Origin of the sequence: Paenibacillus sp. FSL E2-0151 (genome assembly GCF_037993015.1) — a bacterium.
Taxonomy (GTDB): Bacteria; Bacillota; Bacilli; order Paenibacillales; family Paenibacillaceae; genus Paenibacillus; species Paenibacillus amylolyticus.
The window spans coordinates 966,247-990,091 of the sequence record NZ_CP150308.1; the positions used below are offsets into that span (position 1 = coordinate 966,247).

Consider the following 23,845-nt stretch of genomic DNA (forward strand, 5'->3'; position numbering starts at 1 on the left):
GTCTTAAAATATGATGGTTATAATATATTATGGTCATCATATTTTAAATCAACTTCAAATCGGGAGGTATCAGAATATGGGCAAGCTTGAATCTGTGGATACGTTAGTTATTGGATCAGGTCCAGGGGGATATGTGGCGGCGCTTCGTTCTTCGCAGTTGGGGATGAAGATGGCAATTGTTGAACGTAAACAGCTTGGCGGGGTCTGTACACATGTGGGTTGCATACCATCCAAAGCCTTAATTGCGGAATCGCATCGTTATGATTGGTTCAGACAGTTTAATCAAGCTGACGCGGCAGCGACATTTAAGAATGCTCAGGATTTTAAACAGGGGGTTGTGAATAAACAGGCAGGTGGTGTCCACTATTTGTTAAAGACTGCGGGTGTGACCATTCTTGAAGGCGAGGCCAGTCTGTTGGATGAGCACACAGCCATGATCCAGCAAACTGGACAGGAGCAAAGCATTTCTTTTAAAAATCTCATATTGGCAACGGGGTCTCGTCCAATTGAGCTGCCAGCATTTCCAGTTGGAGGTCGCATCTTATCTTCCACTGAAGCATTATCTCTACAGGAGGTTCCGAGTAGTCTGATTGTGATCGGCGGAGGTTATATTGGGGTGGAGCTCGGACAGATGTATGCCAAATTCGGAACCAAGGTAACGATTCTGGAGGGAGGCGCACAAGTATTGCCTGGATTCGAGGCGGAACTTGCAGCCCCTGTAGTCAAACAATTAAAGGCGGACGGCATCCAGATCGTAACCGGAGCGATTGCCGAAAAGGTGGAGCACAAGGCGGATTCCATTACACTTCATTATTCAAAAAATCAGGAGCAGCATCAGGTTACAGCGGAATATGTATTGGTCACAATCGGCAGGAAACCCAATACAGACGGCCAGTTAGGACTGGAACGCATAGGCTTGCCCGTAACAAACAAAGGACTGGTTGAGACGGATGCACAGTGCAGAACGGTTATCCCGCACATTTATGCCATTGGAGATATTACAGCCGGTCCGGCACTTGCTCACAAGGCCTCCTATGAAGCTAAAGTAGCTGCAGAGGCCATTGCGGGTCTCACCTCCAAAGTGGATTACAAGGTGATTCCGCTTGTTGTCTTTTCTAATCCGGAGCTATCCAGTGTTGGGGTAAGTGAGACGGAAGCCAAAGCGCAGGCCATTCCGGTGGTTATCGGAAAATCTTCTTTTGGAATCAACGGAAGAGCATTGGCGTTAAGGGAAACCGAAGGTTTTGTGAAAATAGTGGCTGACCCGACTTCAGGAATTGTCATTGGTGCGCAAATCGTCGGAGTGGAGGCATCCACACTGATATCGGAGCTTGCACTTGCGGTCGAGATGGGCGCAACCGTGGAAGATCTGGCCATGACGATTCACCCTCATCCCACTTTGGGAGAAGTGATCATGGAGGCAGCCGAGAACGCGGTCATCAAAATGAAAAAGCAAAAATAGTCAGCAAATTTAACCATACACGAGGATTGGGAATGGGAGAGATAAAAAGATGAAGTTAAAAGCAGGTTTGTATATCGGAATTGCGATGGTGTTCATTGTTGGAGGTTCACTTCTGGCTGTTAAAGGAAAGGATGCTGTAAGTCAGGCCGAGAGCAGTAAACAAGGCATACTTGAGGCAGAGCAAACGACATTATTTTATCAGAATAGTCCCGGGACGATTGCAGAGGTTGGTGTGTCTGCAGGTGACTCCGTGAAAGAGGGAGAGGTACTTTTCAAAGTGAAATCAGCGGGGGAGGGAGATAAGGAGGTACTTGCACCGTATGACGGGTTGGTTGACCGAGTTGCTGTAATACAGGGAGATCAAGTCCAAGCAGGAGTCCCGCTAGCAGTTGTGCAAAAGAATACGTATTACACCGACCTTTACATACAGGAAAGTGAAATTCAACAGCTTGAAGTGAATCAAAGCATTGATGTTCATTTCCCTTATTTGGATCAGCCAACGCAGGTGAAAGGGAGTATTATTTCCATCTCAACTGCTCCTCAGTTTGCGAACTTGCGTATGTCGCGGGAAAAAGGGCAAGCCGATTTGAGCATGTTTCTGGTCCGAATATCGATGGATTCGAATACCGATTTGCTTCCGGGGATGACAGCAGAGGTGAAACTTGATGAAATCACTGATTGACGAATGGAAGTACGTCGCGGACAGTAAGTATATACGGCTAATTTTTATTGGGCCAATGATTGCAGCCCTATTTTTTGGATTAATGTTCTCGCAGAATCAACTTAATAAATCACCAGTTGTGGTTATTGATGAGGATCATAGCGAATATTCACGGCAATTGATCTCCAAGATAAATGCGTCACAATATATGAGCGTCAAAAGCGTATATGCGAGCCGAATGAGTCCTGAAACATTGCTTGCCAACGAGCAGGCTGTAGCGGTCATTATGCTTCCCAATCAGTTGGGTTTGCGTCAACAACAAGGGAAATCGACGAATATCGGCATCTTGATGGATAACACGATGCCCTCGGGGTTAACAGGTATTCGCACTGCGATTCAGGAAATCATACTGACAGAGAATATGACCCTTTCCATGACACGTCTGATCCAAAAAGGGATGGATGCCGAGACAGCTAAAGGAATCGTGTCACCGTTATCCCTTCAGCAGCGGATGCTGTTTAATCCAACCTCCAGTTATGTCGGTTTTATGGTGCTTGGATTTGTGAATATCGTAGTATTGATGATTACAACAAGTGCAGCGGGCTCAATTGTACCCCGGCTTCGTCAGGAAGGGAAACTGTTTGCAAACGGAAAGTCACCTTTCCAGATATGGGTTCGGAGTGTACCTTACGCTGTGTTGAGTTCCCTTTCGCTGCTTCTAACCTATGGATTATTAAAGCAGGTGGGGGGAATGCGGTTTGAAGCAGAGGCTTATCTTTTTATCATTCCGTTAGTTGTTTATGCTTTTGCCTTGTCACTCATGGGTATGCTGATTGGATACACTGCCAAAGATATGTCGAAAGTAAGCCTACGAACCAGTTTTGTATTGTATCCCTCCTTTTTGGCTACGGGAATTCAATTAACGCCGCTGGCGTTCCCAGAACCGTTCCAAATGTTCGCATGGGCATTACCCATGAACTGGCTTAACCGTCTGATTCGTGGAATGGCGTTTAGGGACGGGGCGCTGACAGCCTACAGTCAGGAGTTGGGGGCATTGCTGATTATTATTGGCGGAGTGTCCTTGTTCATGGGATTACTGTTTCTGCGGGAAACAAGGAAAGTTTCTTCCAGCAGAGCACCCCTGTTGAATATGGATATATTGCCGAGCAGTAATTAATTTTTTAAGAATCGTTAAACAACGAAAAAAGACGCACGGGAGTCATTCCTGTTGCGTCTTTCTGTTTTCTTTTAAATCTCATTCGTGCTCCCATACGGCGAGCTATTTTCCATATTCAAAAATGGATCGTGATAAAGAGGGAAATACCATAGATTGTTTCTCATTAATCGTCATCATTATATGATATAATTTCTCACTGAGAGTACAGAAATGGAGAGCAAGAACGGCTTGATCCAGCTACTCCATAGCTGCGCCCATTTGTGACCTACTGCTCAGATGAAAACTTCCAAGGGAGCACTGGCTTTTAGGATATAGAGCTGCACGCAGATAAAATTATATATTGTGGGAGTTGTCTAACGAATCATGAATAAAAAAGAAGTCGCGCATATACGCAAGCAGTTTAAACTCGATCACGATCTACTGAATATTTACGATATTCTCAACGTGTATATTACGAAGGAAACGAATGAGGTCTATCACTGGGAGCGTCACCCGTTCGAACTGGTGGACAGAGAGAAGCAGGAGCTGTACATGGGCAATTTCAAAAAATTGCTGACAGGTGATTTGGATCAGAAGTTATTCGAATTGAAGTTCCAGGAAGCGGCGGAGGACCCGGCACAGGTACTGCTTCACCAGGCTCTGGTCACAGGTGATCCGGATGAATGGCAGGATCTGATGCTACTGCTCGTGGATCGAATGTTGGTGGATACGAAGTTTGAGCGGGATATGGTAGCTACGTTTGTGCGTGGACAATATTATCTGCCGACCAAGGCTAGAAACGAAGCTACGGAAGAGAGTGAGAAGAATGAGGTGTTCGCTCATCCGTTCATTCTGTGCAGCGTGAATTCCACGGAGAAACAGCGGAAAACACTCTTGTTTGACTACGTGGAGAGAGAATTCAAATACAACATCATTGTAGATCCGATTATCAAATTAAGCACGCCAGAGCAAGGATTCCTGTACCCTAGCGTGACGGACAACTACTCCGATGTGAATCGTGTACTCTATTGTACAGGGAAATCCAATTTCCCGGATCCGCATTTTGTTGAAAATGTATTGAATGGAGAAAGATCCGTTACCGCACTGGAAGAACGGGCGATCTTCGAAGATATCGTCAAGGAAGTGGCCGGTGAACAGTTCGATTCAGCCACCATTGCACATGTATACGAGGAGATCAACCGAGTCATCGAGATTAACGAAGAGTCCCATGAGGAAGAACCTCCGAAGCTGGATTATAAAGATCTGGAACGTGTACTGACCGCGAGCGGTATAGAGGATCTGACAACGGAGAAAGTAGAACGTGCCTTTGAAACGATCGTTGATAACAAGAACTATGAGATGAAGGCAACCAGTGTTATGCCGAAGTTTACGTCCAAGTCCATTAAGATTGAGACCAAGGTTGCTACGATTTCGGTTAGCCCGCAAGACCTGAGATATGTGAAGCAGGTGAATTATCAAGGCAGACGTTGCATCATGATTGAAGTGGACGAAGATGTAGTGATTGAAGGCTTTACCCTTAATACAGAAAAACTCATAAATGAGTAATTGATTCTAGACAATGATGATGTAAAATCATCAGTTATGGACGAATAAACGTCCATTTATTGCAAAAAGCCCAAGCCAAAAGCAACACTGAACTGCTCCCTGTCATAGTAGACCGCAGAAGACTACGATGGGAGCAGTTCGTTATCGCCAAGGCATGGGCTTTTTTTGCTGTTTCATGACTGTCGCAACAGTTGTTTGATATCCGCTGCCGGACTGGAGCCAAGCTCCTCTTTGAGCAATTCCTCCAGCACCAGATACTGTCGCTGCGCTTCGGTTCTTCGTCCAAGCGACAGATACAACAGGATGATCTCGCGATGAATATCTTCCCGAATCGAATCAATCTGGAGGATACGTTCAAAATAATACAGCGCCCGTAACGGCTCGCCTGCCTTCGCGTGATAGTGGGCCGCAGTTTCCATCGTCATGATGAAATCCAGTTCCAGCTGTCTGGACCACGCAAAAGCCCACTCATAATGCCTTCCTTTCAGAAGTTCACCCGTATACAACGTATCCATCCGCTCGAAGAGCTCGGGGCGATGTGCCGAGGCCTGACGCATCTGCCGGAACAAAGTCTCGAACTCGTACAGATCACAGTTAATCGCTTCCCGGTCGATACGGATACCGTTTCTGTCCTTGAGAATGATAGGCACGTCACTGTTATCACCGATGGCACGTCGCACGTAGTACAGTGTGGAATTGATGTTGGTCCAGGCTTTCTGCGGACTGAGGTCCTTCCACAACGTATCGGCCAAGGCATCGCGGGTGGTTGATTTGGTATACAGCAAGAATGCAAGTAACTCTTCGGTTTTGGGCGTTCTAAGCTTGATGGGACTGTCTGCTCCGGCACCGCCAAACACGGTGAATTCACCGAACAGACGAACGTTCAGTTTGGGTCCAGGCACCGCTGGTTCAGGTGTTGTCACGGACTTGTGAAGCTTTTCCTGCAACCGTTTGATGCTGCGGTTCAGTCGCTCAGCCGTGACCGGCTTGATGACGTAATCAATCACCTCTTTGTCAAAGGCCTGCACCGCATATTCCTCATATCCAGTCACCAGCACAATGGGAAGCGAAGGATGATGTTTACGCAATTCACCAATGAGTTGCATACCCGAGATGCGAGGCATCGTAATGTCCAGAAATGCCGCATCGAAGCTATTCTCTGCCGCATATTCACAGGCTTCCTCCGGGTCATGGAATGCGCGAGACACCTCAACTTCTCCGCTTTCTGTCAAAATGCGATTCAGTCGCTTCAGCGACAAATCCTCATCGTCCACGATGATGACTTTTATCTTCATGTTTCATAACCCCCGTTCCCATCTGTGCTTAGACGTTGATTTGGAAGATCAAAGGTAATCCGCGTTCCCTCGCCGTCCAGACTTTCCATCTGAAGGTGTCTGCCATACAGCAGGTTCAACCGGCTGGAAATATTCCATAGTCCAACACCGTTACTGCCGTCCGTGGATTGCCGAATCTCGTCCATCCGTTGCTTGGTTATGCCGATTCCGTTGTCCTCGATGGTGAACCGTGTTTCCGTATCATTCAGATTGCGGATAGACAACATGACCCGACCACCGCGAATGCTGGACATCAGCCCATGCCGAATTGCGTTTTCGATCAGGGGCTGTAACGTGAGCGGTGGAATGTCCATGTTCCGGTTCACATCAGCATCCACATCGATAATGACCTCCAACCTTGAGCCAAAGCGGGCTTGCTCAATCGCTACGTATGCCTCGATCATCTCCAGTTCGTTCATTAGGCTAGTTTTTGAGTCCAGATGTTTAAAGTGCACACTCCGTCGTAAGTAACTCGATAATTGCAAAATCAATTGTTCTGCCCGATTTGGCGCATCCACACACAATTCGGCAATGGCGTTCAGGGCGTTGTACAGAAAGTGCGGGTTCATCTGTGACCGCAAAAAAGATATTTCTGCATCTCGTGCAGCTTGGACGGATGTTTTCATCCGAGTCAAACCGCCGATCCGTGCCAGCAGTTCCTCCGATTCGAACGGCTTGGATACAAAATCATTGGCACCTTTCTCCAAGGCCAGCTTCAATTGATTGGCTTTATTACTCGCCGTTAGCATGAGTACAGGCAACTCGGAAGGAGAGAAGCGCTCCCTGATCCGTTCCAGCAATTCGTAACCCGACATGTCAGGCATCATGATATCAGCAATGACGAGATGCACGGCAGGTAGTTTGTCCAGCAACTCCAGTACGGAAGGGGAGCGTGAAGTGACCGCATAACTGTAACCTTCCAGCTTCAAGAGATTCACTATTGTCTGCAAATTAGCCGAGTCGTCATCCACAACGATGATCCATTCGTCTTTATTCCCTTGTACAATCGTTGGTTCTTCGAACCGGAGTAGCCGATTACCAGGACCTGTAGGAGCGATGGTAAGTGGCATGACGTTGGAACGTTTCTCTCCTTTATTCTCTGCCAGCGGAAAGGTCAGGATGAACGTAGCACCCATGCCGGGTGCTGATTCCGCATGAATGGTTCCGCCATGCAGCTCGACCAGCTTGCGTGTAATGCTTAGTCCTAGACCGGTGCCTCCAGCAACGACTGGCCCCGTATCCGCTTCCTGCTCGAACGGCAGGAAGATATGTTCCAGCTTGTCCGTACCGATACCACGGCCGGTATCCACAATGCGTATTTCCGCTTTGCCTTGCACGACCGTAGCTTTGATGCTTACCGTGCCACGTTCCGTGAACTTAACGGCATTGCCGATCAGATTATGCAAAATCTGAATCAGTCGATTGCCGTCTGCATAGATCGGCGGGAAATGCGCCGGGATGCGGTTGATAAGCTCCACCTTTTTCGCGCCAAGCAGGAAGGAGTGCATACGCATGACCGATTCGACAAACGAGTACAGATCGGTCGAAGACCGGTGGAGCGGGATGTCGCCATGTTTCATTTTCGAATAATCCAGCAATTCATCGACCAGATAGGTTAATCGTCTGCCACTTCCCGTCACGATCGCCAGATTGTGCGCTTGCTCATCGGTAAGGGGACCTTCTGCGCCTTTAAGCAGGCTTTCACTGATGTTAACAATCGCGTTCAGCGGTGTTTTGAGCTCATGCGAAGTATTGGACAGGAAGTCGTCCTTCACCTTGTCCAGCAATAGCAACTGATCTTTGAGGGTGCGGACCGTACGATAGGCCTCGAAGAACCGAAGCACCGCCAGAAACAGCATCAGGATGCTGAACAGGACAATGGAAGCCTGCCCGATATTCATATTTTCCTTGAGCGAGATCGAGAAGAGATTAATGTCCAGACAGTACAGCATGATGCTTAAGAGGGCTGCGTACCACAGAAAAGTAGACAGCCGTTCGCCTTTCTCACTGGTTAGGAACTGTTTTGCACATTGATAGAGCAACCAGAGCAGCATCAACGTGTACATAACGACGACGTAAGGTGCAGCCAGCCCGTAGATGGAAATAGGCAGGAGCGTGACCATACATAAGTAAGCTCCGAAGATGATCAGGATCAACGCCGTGAGCATACCGGACAGGATGCCTGTTTTGAATCGGTAGAAGTAAAAGGTTAACAGACCCAGACATGCCACAGAGCAGAAATCTTTTAATTTATAGAGCGTGCTAAAGGAGATTTCCGTGCCCGCCATCGATAACACACGTTCGCTGATCATGCCGTTATAGAGTGCATACTGGAGACAGATTAGACCAATCAGCAGCAGGGAGTCGTCCCTGTTTCGGTAGAGTGCAGACCCCAGGTAACTGACGAGGAATATGATCGAAATGGTAGCCAGTACAGCAAGCGTGCCGAATTCGATAGCTGTGTTGAATTGATGTTTTTTCAGCATGGCTGCTTGTTCGCCGAAAAAGAGTGGACCCGGAATGCCAGAGTCCGTGTAATCGTAATTAGCCACCCGGATCAAAATCTCAATGTCACCGCCATGATAGGGGAAAAAGCCAATCTGGGGGGAGTTGCCTGGTCGGTAACCTGCGGATTTTGCCACGGCATGCCCGTCTTCCAGCAGCTTGTTGCCATTAATGTAGATCTCGCTGGCAAAACGAATGTTCATTTTTTTGATCGCCAGTGTTCCCTCAACAGGTGCATTACGCAGTACCAGTCGATACGTGGCGAAGCCGTGGGTTGGCAGTCGTTCACCATCCACTTTAAGTCGATTCCAGGAGCCGGGAACGGTTGCATAGGTGTCGGGTGCTTTCGTTGGACCAGCCTGATTCGATGTTGCAGATTCGTCAGGAAGCAATCGCTCCCAGTAAAATTCCCACTCCCCGTCCAGCTTGATCCGCTCGTCTTGTTCAGGGTCCCAGGCCGAGAGGTCCAGAACACCTTGACGGGCATGAAGCGCAGCAGATTGTGGTTCTCTGATCGTTGACAGCAGCAGTACGGTAATAGCGAGTACAACAGTCAGGACAACGCCTGAAATTTTTAATAACACGAAATGCTGCTCCTTTAGAGATTGTTCAATCCTTTGGTAGCTTCGGACAAAATCTCTTGTATTCTATCGGCATTGTAGCGAATATCTCCGGGGGGCGCAATCATATTTCGACAAATTCCTTCATACCCACCCCGTGAATTCTAATATCGACGCTTTTGCAGACTGTGCTTCTGTAAGAGCCCCTTTGCGCCAGGATTTGGGGGATTCTCCCATCAGTTTGGCGAAGCAGCGGTTAAAGCTGGAGATGGAGCGGAAGCCAACTTGCTCAGAGATGGATAGAATGGAGGCCTCGGTGCTTTTTAATCGTTTACATGCCTCTTCAATCCGGGTACTGTTCAGAAAATCAAGCGGCGTGGTTCCCATAATTTCATGGAACTTGCGGCGAAAATGCGTTGTACTCAGATGACACAGATCAGCGAGGTAATCGATGGTCACAGGCATCATATAGTTTTTGGTGATAAACTCCAGCACGGGTGAGATGACCAAGTCACCTTGGAGGTCTCTTTCCCGTTCGTGATCCTGAGATGACAAGCGTTCGCTGCTCGCATGAATTCGAAGCAGTTCGATATATAGAGACATCAACAAGCCGTACGCGCTCTCCCGATAGTAGGGGGACTGCTGCTTCATTTCTTCAACGATTGAAGTTGCGAGCATATGAATTTTGGGATGCTGTTCCTTATTCAGAATGCAATTGGTTCCCTGAATCGCCCATAGATTCGGTTCAATGTGAGTTTGTGCTGTTTTGAGCGAATGACGGAAGAGTTCTTCCGGTGAAAAAAAGATATAAGCCCACAGGCTGGCGTTATTAGGTGAACTGTATGTGGTATGCGGAAGATATCGGGGAATGAACGTGACGTCGCCTGCACGAAAAGGTACAGATTCCCCCTTAATCTCCATGATGCCTCCATCTGAATAACAGATGCCAATCTCCATGTGGTTATGGAAATGAAGATGCTCACTCTTGATATCGGATATTCTCCAGCGGTCTCCACTGAGTAACAGGACAGGGAAATCAATGGGCAGGCTATAGTGGCGATATTCAATGACCGGTTTCTTCGGTTTGGGCATTTTCGAGGACTCCTATGTATAAATGATTGAAATTGCGCAGTTTTGTTATGAATATGCTTAGATTGAGACTATTTTACTGCGTACAATGGAATAAGTAAAGCGTTTACAAAAATGGACGGACACCTCTCAGGGCGCACTTGGGGGCGTGTGCGCAGGGAGAGGGGAATAACAATGCTTCAAGTGAAATATGACAGGGAACAGATTCTACACGTAATCGAGAACGTTACCAAGAAAACACTGGATATGGATCTGACATGGGATTGGCCAGGCGGGGTGGCTTATTATGGTGTATCCAGAGCCTATCAAACGACAGGCAACCAAGAGATTCTGGACAGGCTGGTGAAATGGGCAGACGAATATATCGAGCTGGGGTTGCCAAGTTGGACGGTAAATACATGTGCTATGGGCCATGTGCTCATCACTTTATATGAAGAAACCGGGGATCAGAAATATTGGGATATTGTCCTCAGCAAGGTCGATTATCTCCAGAACCATGCACTTCGCTTTGGAGACAATGTGCTTCAGCATACGGTATCCGTTTCCAATGATTTTCCGGAACAGGCTTGGGCGGACACCTTGTTTATGGCGGCATTTTTCCTGCTCCGCGTAGGTAGCAAATTAAAAGATGAGGCCATGATTCAGGATGCGCTGAATCAGTATTACTGGCATATCAAATATCTTCAAGATCCGACCAGCAGTCTTTGGTACCACGGTTATAACAATATTAACAAGGACCACATGTCCGGATTTTACTGGGGAAGAGCAAACGCTTGGGGAGCCTATACGATGTCTCAAGTAAAACCGCAATTGAACGACTGGTATTTGTATCCGCAATGTATGGATGTAGAGTGTGCCCTTCGCGATCAGTTGGCGGCTCTCAAGCTGGTGCAGACCGAAAACGGCTTGTGGCGTACGGTTCTGGATGACGAAGATTCGTATGAAGAGGTGTCCGCTTCCGCGGGTATTGCAGCAGCCATGATCAATAACGGCAATCCACTGCATACCAAATACGTGCAAAAAGCACTGGAAGGCATCCTGAACAACATTAGCGAAGATGGACGCGTGCTTGGTGTATCTGGCGGTACGGCGGTAATGAAGGATCGGGAGGGCTATCGCAATATTCCAAAAGACTGGATTCAGGGCTGGGGTCAGGGCCTGGCACTCGCTTTTCTGTCCGATATGTTGAGATAGGGAGGGAACCCAATTGTCCAAATTAACCAAAGGCTCCTTTACACTACCGGGAGAATCCGGTTATGAAGCACTGACGCTTGAACTTGCCAACCGCTGGGGTGCCGATGTGATCCGTGACAGTGACGGTACAAAATTGTCCGATGAGATTATCAATGCCGGATACGGCATCTATTCAACCATTTGCATTATTCGGGATCATAATGAGTGGGCATCCCGTAATCTGGATAAGCTGCAGCAATGTTTTCTCATTACGAATCCTAAGGTTGCTGTGCAAGATTATGTATCCATCTATCTGATGGAGGACTTCTTCGCTGAACAATTCAGGGTGAATGATTCCAAAGAAGCGTTTAAATATTGGCAGGTGTACGACCGAACGACTGGGGAAGAGGTACCTAGAGGACAGTGGAATTATGAAAGGGAATCTGGCAATGTTGTCATTACCGGCGTTGCTCCTTGGCATAAATACACGGTGAGTTTCATGGTCTATCGGATCTGGGAAGAGATTTCCATGTACAACCATACGACGAATAACTGGGACAAAGAGCATCTGATGCAGATTGACCCGATCTATACAGACACACAAACCTATTTACTGGATTGGATGGAAAAGTGGTGCCAAGACCACCCGGAAACAACGGTTGTACGTTTTACGTCCCTATTTTATAACTTCGCCTGGATCTGGGGCAGTGATGAGCGGAATCGCCATCTGTTCTCGGATTGGGGTTCATACGATTTCACGGTAAGTTCGAGAGCGCTGGATATGTTTGCTCAAAAATATGGGTATTCACTCTCCGCCGAGGACTTTGTAAATGGCGGTAAATATCAGGTCACTCATATGCCTGCGGATCAGCGCAAACTGGACTGGATGGCATTTATCAATGATTTTGTCATTGAATTCGGTAAAAAGTTAATTGATATTGTACACAAACATGACAAGCTGGCGTATGTCTTCTATGATGACAGCTGGGTGGGCATGGAGCCGTATAATGATCGCTTTGAGGAATTTGGATTCGACGGCATGATCAAATGTGTGTTCTCCGGTTACGAGGCAAGAATGTGCTCCGGCGTTAAGGCTGATACTCATGAGATTCGCTTGCATCCCTACTTGTTCCCAGTTGGCTTAGGCGGGCTTCCTACCTTCAAAGAGGGAGGAGACCCTACCCTGGATGCGAAGAAATACTGGATTAATATCCGGCGTGCGCTGCTGCGTGAGTCGATTGACCGGATTGGACTGGGTGGATATTTGCATCTGGTTGAGCCTTACCCGGACTTTGTGGATTATATCGAGAAGATTGCCCATGAATTCAGGGAAATGAAAGAGCTGCATCAGTCTGGAAAACCATATCAGATCAAGACAAAGGTAGCTGTGCTGCATAGCTGGGGCAAGTTAAGATCGTGGACCTTGTCCGGTCATTTTCATGAAACGCATATGCATCATCTGATTCATGTGAATGAGGCATTAGCCGGGTTGCCTGTTGACGTGCAGTTTATTGATTTTGATGATATTTGTCAGGGCGCATTGAAGGATGTAGATGTCGTCATCAATGCCGGCTCTGCAGGTTCAGCATGGAGCGGTGGAGAGCATTGGAGTGACCACAAGTCTGTGGACGTATTGACCCAATGGGTGTATGAGGGTGGTACCTTTATTGGCATTAACCAGCCTTCGGCAATGGACGGGTACGACAGCTATTTTAGAATGGCTCATGTGCTTGGGGTAGATGAGGATACAGGCGCCAGAGTTGTTCATGGAAAATGGTCGTATGAGGTTAATGATCAGTATGGTTTGGTGCCTGAGGGGGCCAGCATACTTCCGAAAAATAATATTTATCTTACGGATGGATCAGCAGCTGTAGTGAGTGAAACGGATGGTCGGATCACACTGTCCACACATGCTTTTGGAAAAGGAAAAGGGATCTACCTGCCTTCCTTCGAATTCAGCTGGGAAAATACAAGACTACTTCTGAATTTGATTCGATTTGCGGGCAATGAATTCCATGAAACAAAGTACATCACGAATAACTTGTATACCGAGTGCGCTTACTATCCTGAGAGCAACATATTGGTTGTGATCAATAATAGCGATCAGGTTCAGTCCACGACGATCAATACAGAGCATGGAAAACAGACCGTGGAATTGGAGCCGTATGATACGGTGATCACCAAAATTGGTTTAACAAAATCGGTATCCCCATAGAATGATGACTCGATAGACCGTATTCCTTAACCAGGGAGCGGTCTATTTTAGTTATTAGGACGTGTCTGAAAACTCTGAAGAAAGCAGAATTTATCGTACGGATATTACTTTATAGTGTTAACACTATTTAGTAGAATATTTAAATAAGGATAGGGATCATGAGCCCTAATATTTTATTGTTTTCATCTTTTTAAAGGAGAGAGTGCCCTAATGTACAGTTATAAAATGTTGGACACAATAAGCATGGAGACACTTCACGAGGCGTTTGTGGGTGCGTTCTCCGACTATCAGGTTAAAATGGATTTGCCTTTTTGGAAGTTTCAACAAATGCTCCAACGAAGGGGTTATCACCCCGAAATATCTATGGGAGCCTTTAAGGATGAGAGAATGGTCGGATTTGTTATCAATGGGCTTCGAAGCTGGAATGGAAAGACAACTGCATATGATCTTGGGACAGGCGTTGTAAAAGATTGCAGGCGGCAAGGCATTACAAGCGATCTGCTCTTGAATATTCAAAAGCTGTTAAAAGGAAAAAATGTAGAGCAATATTTGCTGGAAGTTATCCAATCCAACGAATCTGCAGTTCAGCTGTACAGTAAACAAAACTTCAAAATTCAAAGGGAATTTTCATGTTTCCAGTTGCAAAAAGATCAATTCATACCGCAAACGACCTGCATGGTCGAATGTGTGGAGAGAATCGATTTGGAGCAGTTCAAGGAATTTTGGGATGTGGAGCCCTCCTGGCAAAATTCAATTGATTCCATCTACGCTTTACCGGAAGCTTTTATCTATGTGGTTGCACGTCAGGATCAAAGCATTGTTGGCTATGGCATTATAGATCAAAAAACAGGTGATGTTCCACAGCTTGCAGTGAACCAAAATTACCGGGGCAAAGGTATTGCAAGCAGCATCCTGACAGAGATGGTCCAACGCACAGAATCTCCTAGAATCAGTGTCCTCAATGTGGAGTCTCATCTGAAACCGATGGAAGATTTCCTCCTGGTCAAATCAGGTTTTGCATATCATGTGGGCCAGTACGAAATGCTCTTGAAATTATAACGAGATACCCGTTTCGACTTAAGATCAGATCGGGTTCATACGAAAATATGTGGGGTGTTAGTGTCTGTCTTGTTGGGCCAGTTGAACGGGAGGTTGATTAAAGGCTTCCCGGAAATCCTGGATTGCAGTATCCAACCCTTCCTGTACTCGTTATAATAATGTTGATATATAACATGGTTAGAGGAGACAAAGACATAACATGAGCCGAAAGATATACTGTAAGCGCATTCAGTTTCTGGATGATTGGAGTCTCAAAACCAAGTTGTACATATTGTTCATTTTTTGTGTGCTGGTCCCGGTCCTGGTCACAAATACCGTGTTTTACCAAAGCATCAAAGGTAACATTGAAGAGAAGGAGCATAGCCGATTCAATGAAATGCAGCAAAGGATCAAGTTCAACCTGCGGAACAGTATAGACAATAGCTTGTATGTGTCCAATTTTCTCTATACCGATGGAACACTGAACCGGTTCATGGAGTTCAAGTATCGCGATCAGGAAGACTATTACTCTGCCTACTATGATATGCTTAGCAACAACAATCTGGTCAGGTACTACTACAGCTACCAGCAGGTGAATCAAATTACGTTTTATGTTGGCAATGATACCTTCGTCAATGGAGGAAACTTCATTAAGCTGGATGAAGAGGTGAAGAAAAGTGATTGGTATCAAGCGCTGATGAAAACGAGCGACCATATCATGATCTATTCGTATTTTGACAAACAACAGGCGGAGATGTCGCAAAGTCAGGGAGGACGCAAAGTAAGCATTATTCGTAAGCTGGATTACTTTGGGGAGCAACAGGTTGAAAAGGTGTTAAAGGTTGATCTGGACTACGCTTTCATCAACAAATCGCTTAAAAATGAGGGAGCCAATGGGAAAGTGTATGTCGTTTCGGATGGCAGGGTCATTTTCTCGAACGATTCAAAAATGAATCAGATGCGCAAGCCATTTAATCTGATTGCAAACAGTCAAATTGACCCTGTTCAATCCATGCAATCGATTCCCGTCGTATCCGAGGATTGGCAGATTGTCGTCAGCACGGAGAAATTGGACGTTCTGTCGGAGATTGTTAATTCCAAGCTTAATTTGACTTTACTAATCATTCTTAATCTGTTGGTGCCGACACTGCTAATCTGGTTGATATCCAGATCACTGGTCATCAGAGTTGATCGGATAGCGAAACACCTGGATCAAGTGAAGCATGAGAAATTTGAGGTGATATCGGGACCTGTGGGCAAAGACGAGATCGGCAGCCTGACCCATAGTTATAACATGATGGTCATCAAGATCAAGAACCTGATTGAGATTGTGTTTAAGGGCCAGGTGGAGCGGCAAGCCCTTGAGCTCTCCAAAAAGCAGGCGGAGCTGAAAGCCCTTCAGAGTCAGGTGAATCCCCATTTCATGTTCAACACGCTTGAAACGATCCGTATGCGGAGTTTGATCAAGGACGAGCTTGAAACCTCCGATGTCATTCATAAACTGGCACTGCTGTTACGTCAGACGATCAATTGGGGCGATGATCTGATTACAATTGCAGAGGAAATCAATTTTGTGGAGAGTTATCTGAGTATCCAGCAGTATCGCTTTGGTGAAAAGTTGCAATTTGCAATCCGGATCACAGACGAATCCATTGCTGCCATGATGATACCCAAGCTAACCGTTCTCACCTTTGTGGAGAATGCTTGTATCCATGGCATTGAGGGGACTTCGAATGATGGGGTCGTGGAGGTATTATTCGAAATTCGAAGTAATGAACTGTACATTTCCATTCGAGATACCGGAGTCGGTATGGATCAGGACAAGCTGGCCTCGCTCCGCAAAATGATGCAAGACCCGAGTATGGATCGGATGAGCGAGCTTAGCAGCATTGGTATGATGAATGCATATATTCGGCTGCGGATGTATTTTAATGATTTCGTTCAGGTGCACATATTCAGTGAAAAGGGGAAGGGAACAACGATTGGCATTCAAATTCCTCTTATGCAGGCATCTCAAGAATAAGGAGCGAGGATATGATCAACGTGCTGATTGTGGACGATGAGCCATTTATTCGCCAAGGACTTCTATTGTTAATTGATTGGGAGTCTTACGGATTTCAGATTTGCGGTCAGGCCTCCAATGGTATGCAGGCATTGGAGTGCATACGCGCTATGCAGCCCGATCTGGTGATTTCCGACATTAAGATGCCGGAAATGGACGGAATGCAGCTTGCCAAAACCTTGTACGAGCAATATAACGGTGACATCAAGCTGATTCTTCTAAGTGGATTCTATGAGTTCGGATATGCCAAGCAGGCGATTAAATACCAGGTGGATGACTACATTCTCAAGCCTATTGTGAAGACCGAACTGGTTCAGGTGCTTGAGGAGTTCAGGGTCGCATTTAATGCGCGGACGGAAGAGAAGCGATATCAGCAAAAAAAAGATCGGATTATTATGGCTCAGCATATGCAGTCAATCTTGCTTGGGGTGGCTGAGGAGGATGCTGTTACGAGTCTGCAGCCCCACTATCAAGATGTCGGCATACTGCGTTGCATCCTGATTGAGGCGGAAGCCGGTCCAGAACAGGGAACGGATTGGTGCGCTCGGGTTGAGGCATGGGTGGGCAAGCCCTTGCCGGGACAAATTTTGAAGCCCTTCACAGGTGATAAAAATGCGGTTCTGCTCATGGTTACGGACCTGATGGTGAACCGTGAGGCAGTGACCTTGGAGCAATATTTGACCCGATTACATGCCTATCTGAGCCATGGTCAAGAGGCGGCTATTGCTTGTTATGTCGGGAAGGAAGTACATGAGTTGGAGGCGCTGCACGAGTCTTATCAATCCTGCGGCATAATGAAAAGCTTACGTTTCTTCACCACTTGCAGGCCCATTTATTACTTCGAACTTATGGATACGACCTTATTTGTTAATCGGCCGGGACAGTTCGAAAAACAATTATTTGATGGGCTAGTCAAGTCTATTGAGGAACAGCAGACGGATGAGTTATACAGTCATGCAAAGGCCATTTTTCAATTTTTTCTGGATGAGCGAATCGAGCCTGGTATTGTCCGCATCCACTTGCATTATTTGGCATACACATTGCTGGATCTCGTGAATAACGATACGGTTACTCCAGATTCGGGGTTGATGGAATCGACTTTTCTGAAGGTGAACTACGCGATGTTATCCATGGAGGAAAACATTGAACATTTATGCGAATTCTCGCTCATGTGCGCAGAGAAACTGAAGGAGCAGCAAAAGTCAAATGCGATGGGCGTATTAGCCAAAATTGAGGCCTTCATTCACGAGCATTACAGAGAAAATATCAGCCTGAAATTGCTCGGGGAGCAGTTTTACATGAATAGTGCATATCTGGGTCAGATTTTCAAAAAGCATTTCTCGATCAGCTTCAGTGATTATTTGAATCAATTGCGTATTGAGGAAGCCGCCCGGCTGTTGCGCAGAACAGATCAAAGAGTATACGAAATCGCAACAATGGTGGGATATCGGGATTCCGATTACTTTATTAGCCGGTTCGAGAAACTCATGGGGGAGACTCCTGCACAATATCGTAAAAGTGCCCATGCTGCGTACTCTCTTGATTAACATCCTGCACTCCTTGACGGAGCGGCGGGATATTTTTTTTCGCAGATGCTGGAATTAGTGGGATTCCATCTATAGTTTATCCCGTTGAGAGGGGCATGGAAGCATGATAATTTTAAGTCAGCCTTTGGAAAGCGCTTTCCAAAAAGCTTCTGTCAATATAATCGATGGAGGGGTCATGATGAAAAAGGATGTTAGAAAAAGAATCAAGTATAGTGCTCTGCTCGCTTTAATACTGGTCATCGCACTCACTGGATGTACACCGGGATCGTCCTCGAAAGGGGAAAAGACAGCAGATGGAAGGGAATTGAAACAATTTTCCGCATTTTTTGCCGTACCGGGAAAAATTGCGCCTGACGATAATCGGGTGTTAAAGGCTATTGAGGAGAAAACAGGCGCCAGAGTCACGATGGACTGGCTTACAGGCCAAACAGCCAAAGAGCGGATTGGTGTACTCATTGCAGGCGGCGAATATCCCGATTTTATCGATGGGAGTGATGGTACTCAGCAACTGGTAGCAGCAGGAGCGTTAGTACCTCTTGAGGATTACATCGATAAATATCCAAACATCAAAAATTACCTGGGCGAAGACTGGAAGAAGATGAAAAATACGACGGATGGACATATCTACTTCATTCCTCAATTCGGCAATATACAAGAAAAGTCGATGAAAGTATCCCATGACGGAGAAGCGTTCTGGATTCAGAAGGCCGTACTGGAGTGGGATAATTATCCGACAATCAAAACGCTTGACCAATACTTCGACTTGATTGAACGGTATAAAGCAGCTCACCCGACCGTTGATGGTCAGCCCACAATTGGGTTTGAAATTATCTCCTATGACTGGCGTTATTTCGCACTGGAGAACCCTCCGCTCTTCATGGCTGGTTATCCTAACGAAGGCGCAGCCATCGTTGATAAAGAAACGCTGACGGCCAAAAACTACAATACCATTCCGGAAGCGAAGGCATATTTCAAGAAGATCAATGAGGTATATCATCAAGGTTTGGTCGATAACGAAACCTTTACAGCAAACTATGATCAATATATCTCCAAAATTTCAACCGGACGTGTGCTGGGCATGGTGGATCAAGGATGGCAGTTCCTTGACGCCGAGGCATCACTCGTGAAGCAAAAATTGTATGACAAAACCTATGTACCGTTGTCCATTACACTCTCCGAGGATGTTAAAGGGCGTTATCAGAACAATCCAATCCTTAACGTGAATGGTGGCCTGGCCATTACAAAGAGCTGCGAGGATATCGAGGGAGCACTTCAATATATTAATGATTTGCTGGACCCTGAGATGGAGGTATTGAGAACCTGGGGACAGGAAGGCGTGGATTACCAAGTAGATGACAAAGGCGTGTTCTCCAGGAATGAAGAGCAACGTGCGAATTCCAAAGATCCGGACTGGGTGCTGGCGAACACGGGAAGCCCGTTGGTCTATTTCCCGCATCATGAAGGCATGACCGCTGACGGGAAGAATGCCCTTGACCCTAAGGAGCAGCCGGAGGAGTACCTTGCCACTTTGAATGACATCGACAAAAAAGTGCTGAAGGCTTACGGATATACGAAGTTTACCGACTTCCTGGAGCCTGCGGAGGAAAATGAACCGTGGTTCCCAATCTATACCTATAATTTTGAACCGAATAAACCGGAGACCATCGCCAGACAGAAAATGGACGATGTAAAACGCAAATGGCTGCCAAAAGTGATTATGACTTCACCAGCCGAATTTGATAAGGCTTGGGAAGAATATCAAGCCACGCTCAAGGAAAGTGCAGATATTAAAGCGTATGAAGATGCGCTGACGGAAGAAGTCCGCAGACGTATGGAACTGTGGGGATAAAGGCCTGTCACACAGAAAGGCTATGGGGAACCCCGTAGCCTTTCTTACACGCTAGATTGGGAGATTGGATAGGAATGGAATCGATTCACCCAGACTGGGTGATATAGATAAACTCGTAAGCAAGGAGAGAAAAACATGGCCAAAAAGGAGTTGCAGCCTTCGTTAAAAACCAGCCATATCCCAGCGGGAACAAGCTGGATCGGGTACAACCTGTCCAGAATGAAAAGTCAGCGACAATTAATGTGGATGTCATTTCCGTTTATTGCGTTTATCGCTATTTTTGCGTATGGACCATTATGGGGCTGGTTGATGGCGTTTCAGAATTATAGACCGGGCATTGGTTTTATGGAGCAGGATTGGGTTGGGGTGGATCATTTTCGAACGTTATTCACGGACCCTACATTTTTACGTGTCATTCGCAATACGCTGGCGATGAGCCTGATCAGTCTGTTTCTGGGATTTGTCGGCTCGATTGGTCTGGCGCTCTTATTGAATGAACTGCGAATGGTATTGTTCAAACGCGTGGTACAGACGGTTTCCTACCTTCCGCATTTCCTGTCATGGATCATCGTAACAGGTATTGTTGCGAATGTATTGTCAACGGAAACAGGAATAGTGAATGTGCTATTGACGAAATTGGGCCTGATTGCTGCACCGATCAATTTTTTTGCCGAACCAAAGTACTTCTGGGGGATTGTAGGTCTGTCCAGCATGTGGAAGGAAATTGGCTGGGGCACGATTATTTATCTGGCGGCCATGGCGTCGATTAATCCGAGCTTGTACGAGGCAGCTTCCATCGACGGAGCTGGACGGTTTCGTAAAATGTTCAATGTCACGCTTCCAAGCATCAAACCAACGATTATTATCCTGCTTATCATCAACGTTGGTAACGTACTGAACGCGGGTTTTGAGATTCAATACTTGCTGGGGAACGGACTTGTGCAGGATGTATCCGAGACGATCGACATTTTTGTTTTGAAATACGGGATTAATCTCGGCAACTACTCACTTGCCACCGCAGCAGGCATTTTCAAAAGTGTGGTCAGTCTGGTGCTCATATTTATCGCCAACGGGATTGCCAAGTCTCTTGGTGAAGAGCGATTGATATGATAAGGGGGCAGAGCTGTGAAACGATTTAGTAGAAACCGAAGCTTGGGAGACTCTATTTTTTCTATCACCAATGGCATATTTATGTTGCTTGTCATGGTTGTTACGTTATATCCTTTTTTAAACACCATTGCCGTATCTTTCAATAACGGGCTGGATACGATCCGCGGGGGGATCTATCTCTGGCCGAGGGAATGGACGCTGCAAAATTACGTTTCCGTATTCCAAAACCCGAATCTGACACAAGCCGCATTTGTTTCGGTCGCCAGAACCGTGGTGGGAACGGTTGTACAGCTGTTCTGTACAGCCATGCTGGCCTATGTGCTGAGCCGCAAGGAGTATATGTTTAACAAATTGGTCACAACGCTGTTTGTCATGACGATGTATTTCAGCGGCGGCTTAATTCCGGGATACATGCTGATCAAACAAGTGGGGCTGCTGAACAGCTTCTGGGTATACATTATTCCCGGGTTGATAGGGGTGTTCAACATGATCGTCATTCGTACCTACATTCAGGGACTATCGGAGGGATTGATTGAATCCGCGAAGATGGATGGAGCCGGAGATTTTCGGATTTTCATGCGTATCGTGCTTCCCCTATCCAAGCCGGTTCTGGCTACGGTTGCACTGTTTATTGCTGTAGGTCAGTGGAACTCCTGGTTTGACTCTATGTTGTACACGGCGGGAAATCGGAATTTGACCACCTTGCAGTATGAGCTGATGAAATTGTTGTCCTCTGCGACCTCACAGGGGGGAACGGTCAACGTGGATTCATTCAAAAATGTAACCAACATGGTGACGCCTGTATCCATTCGGGCAGCCATCACGGTTGTGACGGCAATGCCGATTGTTTTACTGTATCCGTTCTTGCAAAAATACTTTGTGACTGGACTAACCATTGGAGGGGTAAAAGAATGAAGAATGTAAATCAAAGCGAACAATGCACGTTTAACAATCCGATTATGCCCGGATTTTATCCAGATCCGTCCGTATGCCGGGTGGGTGAAGATTTTTATCTGGTGACATCAACATTTGCCTATTTTCCTGGCGTTCCGATCTTTCAGAGCCGTGATCTAGTGAATTGGAAACAGATTGGCAATGTGCTGGACCGCCCTTCACAGTTAAATCTTCAGGGAGCAGGCCATTCACAGGGGATATTCGCACCAACGCTCCGGTATCATGAAGGCACCTTCTATATGATTACAACCAATGTATCACATGGCGGCAATTTTGTTGTAACCGCTACCGACCCGGCTGGGCCATGGTCTGATCCTTATTTTATTGAAGGCGCAGAAGGCATAGACCCTACAATTTTCTTCGATGATGGCAAAGCGTATTACCTTGGTACACGTCCTTGCTCCGAGGGAGTTCGTTACAATGGGAACTGGGAAGTGTGGCTGCGGGAGTTGGATCTGGGCAGTATGAAGCTGGTGGGAGACAGTTACGTTCTGTGGCGTGGGGCGATGGTGGATGTCATATGGCCGGAAGGCCCGCACCTGTATAAGATCGATGAATATTACTATTTATTGATTGCAGAGGGAGGCACAGGGCCAAACCATGCGGTGACCATTGCTCGTAGTAAAAATTTGACTGAAGGATACGTCGGGAATCCGAATAATCCAATCATTACACATCGCCATTTGGGTAAACGTTACCCTGTTGTTAATGTAGGACATGCCGACTTGGTGCAGGCTGCGAACGGTCAATGGTTCATGGTCATGCTTGCTTCGCGTCCATATGGAGGGAGCTTTAGCAATCTGGGGCGGGAGACGTTCCTTGCTTCTGTCGTTTGGGAGGACGGATGGCCTGTTGTTAATGAGGGCCGCGGAATCCTGGAGGAGCAGGGCACGTTGGATTTGAAGCCTGTTCCGGTAGAGCCGCAACTGCGTTTTGACCATTTTGACAGTGATAAACTGGGCTTGCAATGGATGTTCCTGCGCAATCCTCAGGAGGATCTCTATTCATTAACCGAACGAAAAGGATACTTGCGACTGAAGCTGAAACCGCAAACATTGAAGGAAAAAGAAAATTCCAGTTTTGTTTGTCTGCGTCAAAGGCATATGGATTATGTCGCAGCTACAGCGATGGAATTTGTGCCCGGGAATGCCAACGAAACGGCTGGTCTTGTCGTCATTCAGAACGATCTGTATCACGTACGGATTGAGCGTGCTCTGGCGGATAAACAGCAGGTGCTGCGTGTGGTGACCGTTATAGATGGTCAGGATAGCCACATTGCGCAAATCGCGCTGGAGGGTGATGTATCGCGGGTGTATATCAAACTGGCCGCAACAGGTCAGCAACTAAACTTCTATTACAGCACAGATGGAAGTCAGTATCATCTGGTGGCGGAACAGGTGGATACAAGCAGCCTGAGCACCGAAGTAGCTGGCGGCTTTGTTGGCTGTTGTATCGGAATGTTTAGCAGTAGCAACGGTACTTCTTCCGATCAGGTAGCGGACTTTGACTGGTTTGAATATGGTTCATATAAATAATATTTAGATGACAGAATAACAGCAAGAAA

The 23,845-nt window shown here is 46.6% G+C and carries 16 protein-coding genes; 13 read left to right on the forward strand and 3 right to left on the reverse strand.

Going from position 1 to position 23,845, the window contains the following annotated elements:
* Window positions 1–76 precede the first annotated feature (76 nt).
* The 4 genes from lpdA to MHI55_RS04560 all read left to right on the forward strand — a co-directional run bounded on the left by lpdA (window position 77) and on the right by MHI55_RS04560 (window position 4,845).
* Complete coding sequence (gene lpdA / locus MHI55_RS04545; RefSeq protein ID WP_076253791.1) at window positions 77–1,462, forward strand: dihydrolipoyl dehydrogenase; 1,386 nt, start codon at window positions 77–79, stop codon at window positions 1,460–1,462.
* A 49-nt stretch (window positions 1,463–1,511) separates the two neighbouring features.
* The gene (locus MHI55_RS04550; protein ID WP_036606016.1) at window positions 1,512–2,144 is read left to right on the forward strand and encodes an HlyD family efflux transporter periplasmic adaptor subunit; all 633 of its coding nucleotides are present in this window, start codon (window positions 1,512–1,514) and stop codon (window positions 2,142–2,144) included.
* Window positions 2,128–3,300 (forward strand): ABC transporter permease, encoded by a 1,173-nt coding sequence (locus MHI55_RS04555; protein ID WP_036606015.1) that lies wholly within the window; start codon window positions 2,128–2,130, stop codon window positions 3,298–3,300. Before MHI55_RS04550 ends, MHI55_RS04555 begins: the two co-directional genes overlap by 17 nt.
* A gap of 363 nt (window positions 3,301–3,663) precedes the next feature.
* Window positions 3,664–4,845, forward strand: a complete 1,182-nt coding sequence (locus MHI55_RS04560) for a DUF4317 domain-containing protein (RefSeq protein ID WP_036606014.1) — start codon at window positions 3,664–3,666, stop codon at window positions 4,843–4,845.
* Window positions 4,846–5,018: 173 nt separating this feature from the next.
* Here MHI55_RS04560 and MHI55_RS04565 read toward each other — a convergent pair whose 3' ends face one another.
* The 3 genes from MHI55_RS04565 to MHI55_RS04575 form a co-directional block, all read right to left on the reverse strand.
* The gene (locus tag MHI55_RS04565) at window positions 5,019–6,140 is read right to left on the reverse strand and encodes a response regulator (RefSeq protein WP_340389015.1); all 1,122 of its coding nucleotides are present in this window, start codon (window positions 6,138–6,140) and stop codon (window positions 5,019–5,021) included.
* On the reverse strand, window positions 6,137–9,268 hold the full coding sequence (locus MHI55_RS04570) for an ATP-binding protein (protein WP_340389017.1): 3,132 nt from the start codon (window positions 9,266–9,268) through the stop codon (window positions 6,137–6,139). The genes MHI55_RS04565 and MHI55_RS04570 overlap by 4 nt, the downstream gene beginning before the upstream one ends.
* A gap of 120 nt (window positions 9,269–9,388) precedes the next feature.
* Window positions 9,389–10,336, reverse strand: a complete 948-nt coding sequence (locus MHI55_RS04575) for an AraC family transcriptional regulator (RefSeq protein WP_340389019.1) — start codon at window positions 10,334–10,336, stop codon at window positions 9,389–9,391.
* 171 nt (window positions 10,337–10,507) lie between these two features.
* Here MHI55_RS04575 and MHI55_RS04580 point away from each other — a divergent pair, with 171 nt between their 5' ends.
* From MHI55_RS04580 to MHI55_RS04620, 9 genes are all read left to right on the forward strand, one after another.
* Window positions 10,508–11,527 carry a glycoside hydrolase family 88 protein gene (locus tag MHI55_RS04580; protein WP_340389021.1) on the forward strand — a complete coding sequence of 340 codons (1,020 nt, stop codon included), beginning with the start codon at window positions 10,508–10,510 and terminating at the stop codon, window positions 11,525–11,527.
* 13 nt (window positions 11,528–11,540) lie between these two features.
* A complete protein-coding gene (gene gnpA, locus MHI55_RS04585) occupies window positions 11,541–13,721 on the forward strand; it encodes a 1,3-beta-galactosyl-N-acetylhexosamine phosphorylase (RefSeq protein WP_340389023.1) in 2,181 nt (726 codons plus the stop codon).
* 210 nt (window positions 13,722–13,931) lie between these two features.
* Window positions 13,932–14,780 (forward strand): GNAT family N-acetyltransferase, encoded by an 849-nt coding sequence (locus MHI55_RS04590; RefSeq protein ID WP_340389025.1) that lies wholly within the window; start codon window positions 13,932–13,934, stop codon window positions 14,778–14,780.
* A 199-nt stretch (window positions 14,781–14,979) separates the two neighbouring features.
* Window positions 14,980–16,782, forward strand: coding sequence for a sensor histidine kinase (locus tag MHI55_RS04595; RefSeq protein ID WP_340389027.1), 1,803 nt, complete (start codon window positions 14,980–14,982; stop codon window positions 16,780–16,782).
* Window positions 16,783–16,793: 11 nt separating this feature from the next.
* Entirely contained in the window at window positions 16,794–18,368 is a 1,575-nt protein-coding gene (locus MHI55_RS04600) for a response regulator (protein ID WP_340389029.1), read from the forward strand.
* Between the two features lie 175 nt (window positions 18,369–18,543).
* The gene (locus MHI55_RS04605; protein WP_235200699.1) at window positions 18,544–20,217 is read left to right on the forward strand and encodes an extracellular solute-binding protein; all 1,674 of its coding nucleotides are present in this window, start codon (window positions 18,544–18,546) and stop codon (window positions 20,215–20,217) included.
* A gap of 135 nt (window positions 20,218–20,352) precedes the next feature.
* Window positions 20,353–21,327 carry an ABC transporter permease subunit gene (locus MHI55_RS04610; RefSeq protein ID WP_340389031.1) on the forward strand — a complete coding sequence of 325 codons (975 nt, stop codon included), beginning with the start codon at window positions 20,353–20,355 and terminating at the stop codon, window positions 21,325–21,327.
* A gap of 15 nt (window positions 21,328–21,342) precedes the next feature.
* A complete protein-coding gene (locus MHI55_RS04615) occupies window positions 21,343–22,242 on the forward strand; it encodes a carbohydrate ABC transporter permease (protein ID WP_036668326.1) in 900 nt (299 codons plus the stop codon).
* A complete protein-coding gene (locus tag MHI55_RS04620; RefSeq protein WP_340389033.1) occupies window positions 22,239–23,816 on the forward strand; it encodes a glycoside hydrolase family 43 protein in 1,578 nt (525 codons plus the stop codon). Before MHI55_RS04615 ends, MHI55_RS04620 begins: the two co-directional genes overlap by 4 nt.
* The last annotated feature ends 29 nt before the right edge of the window (window positions 23,817–23,845 follow it).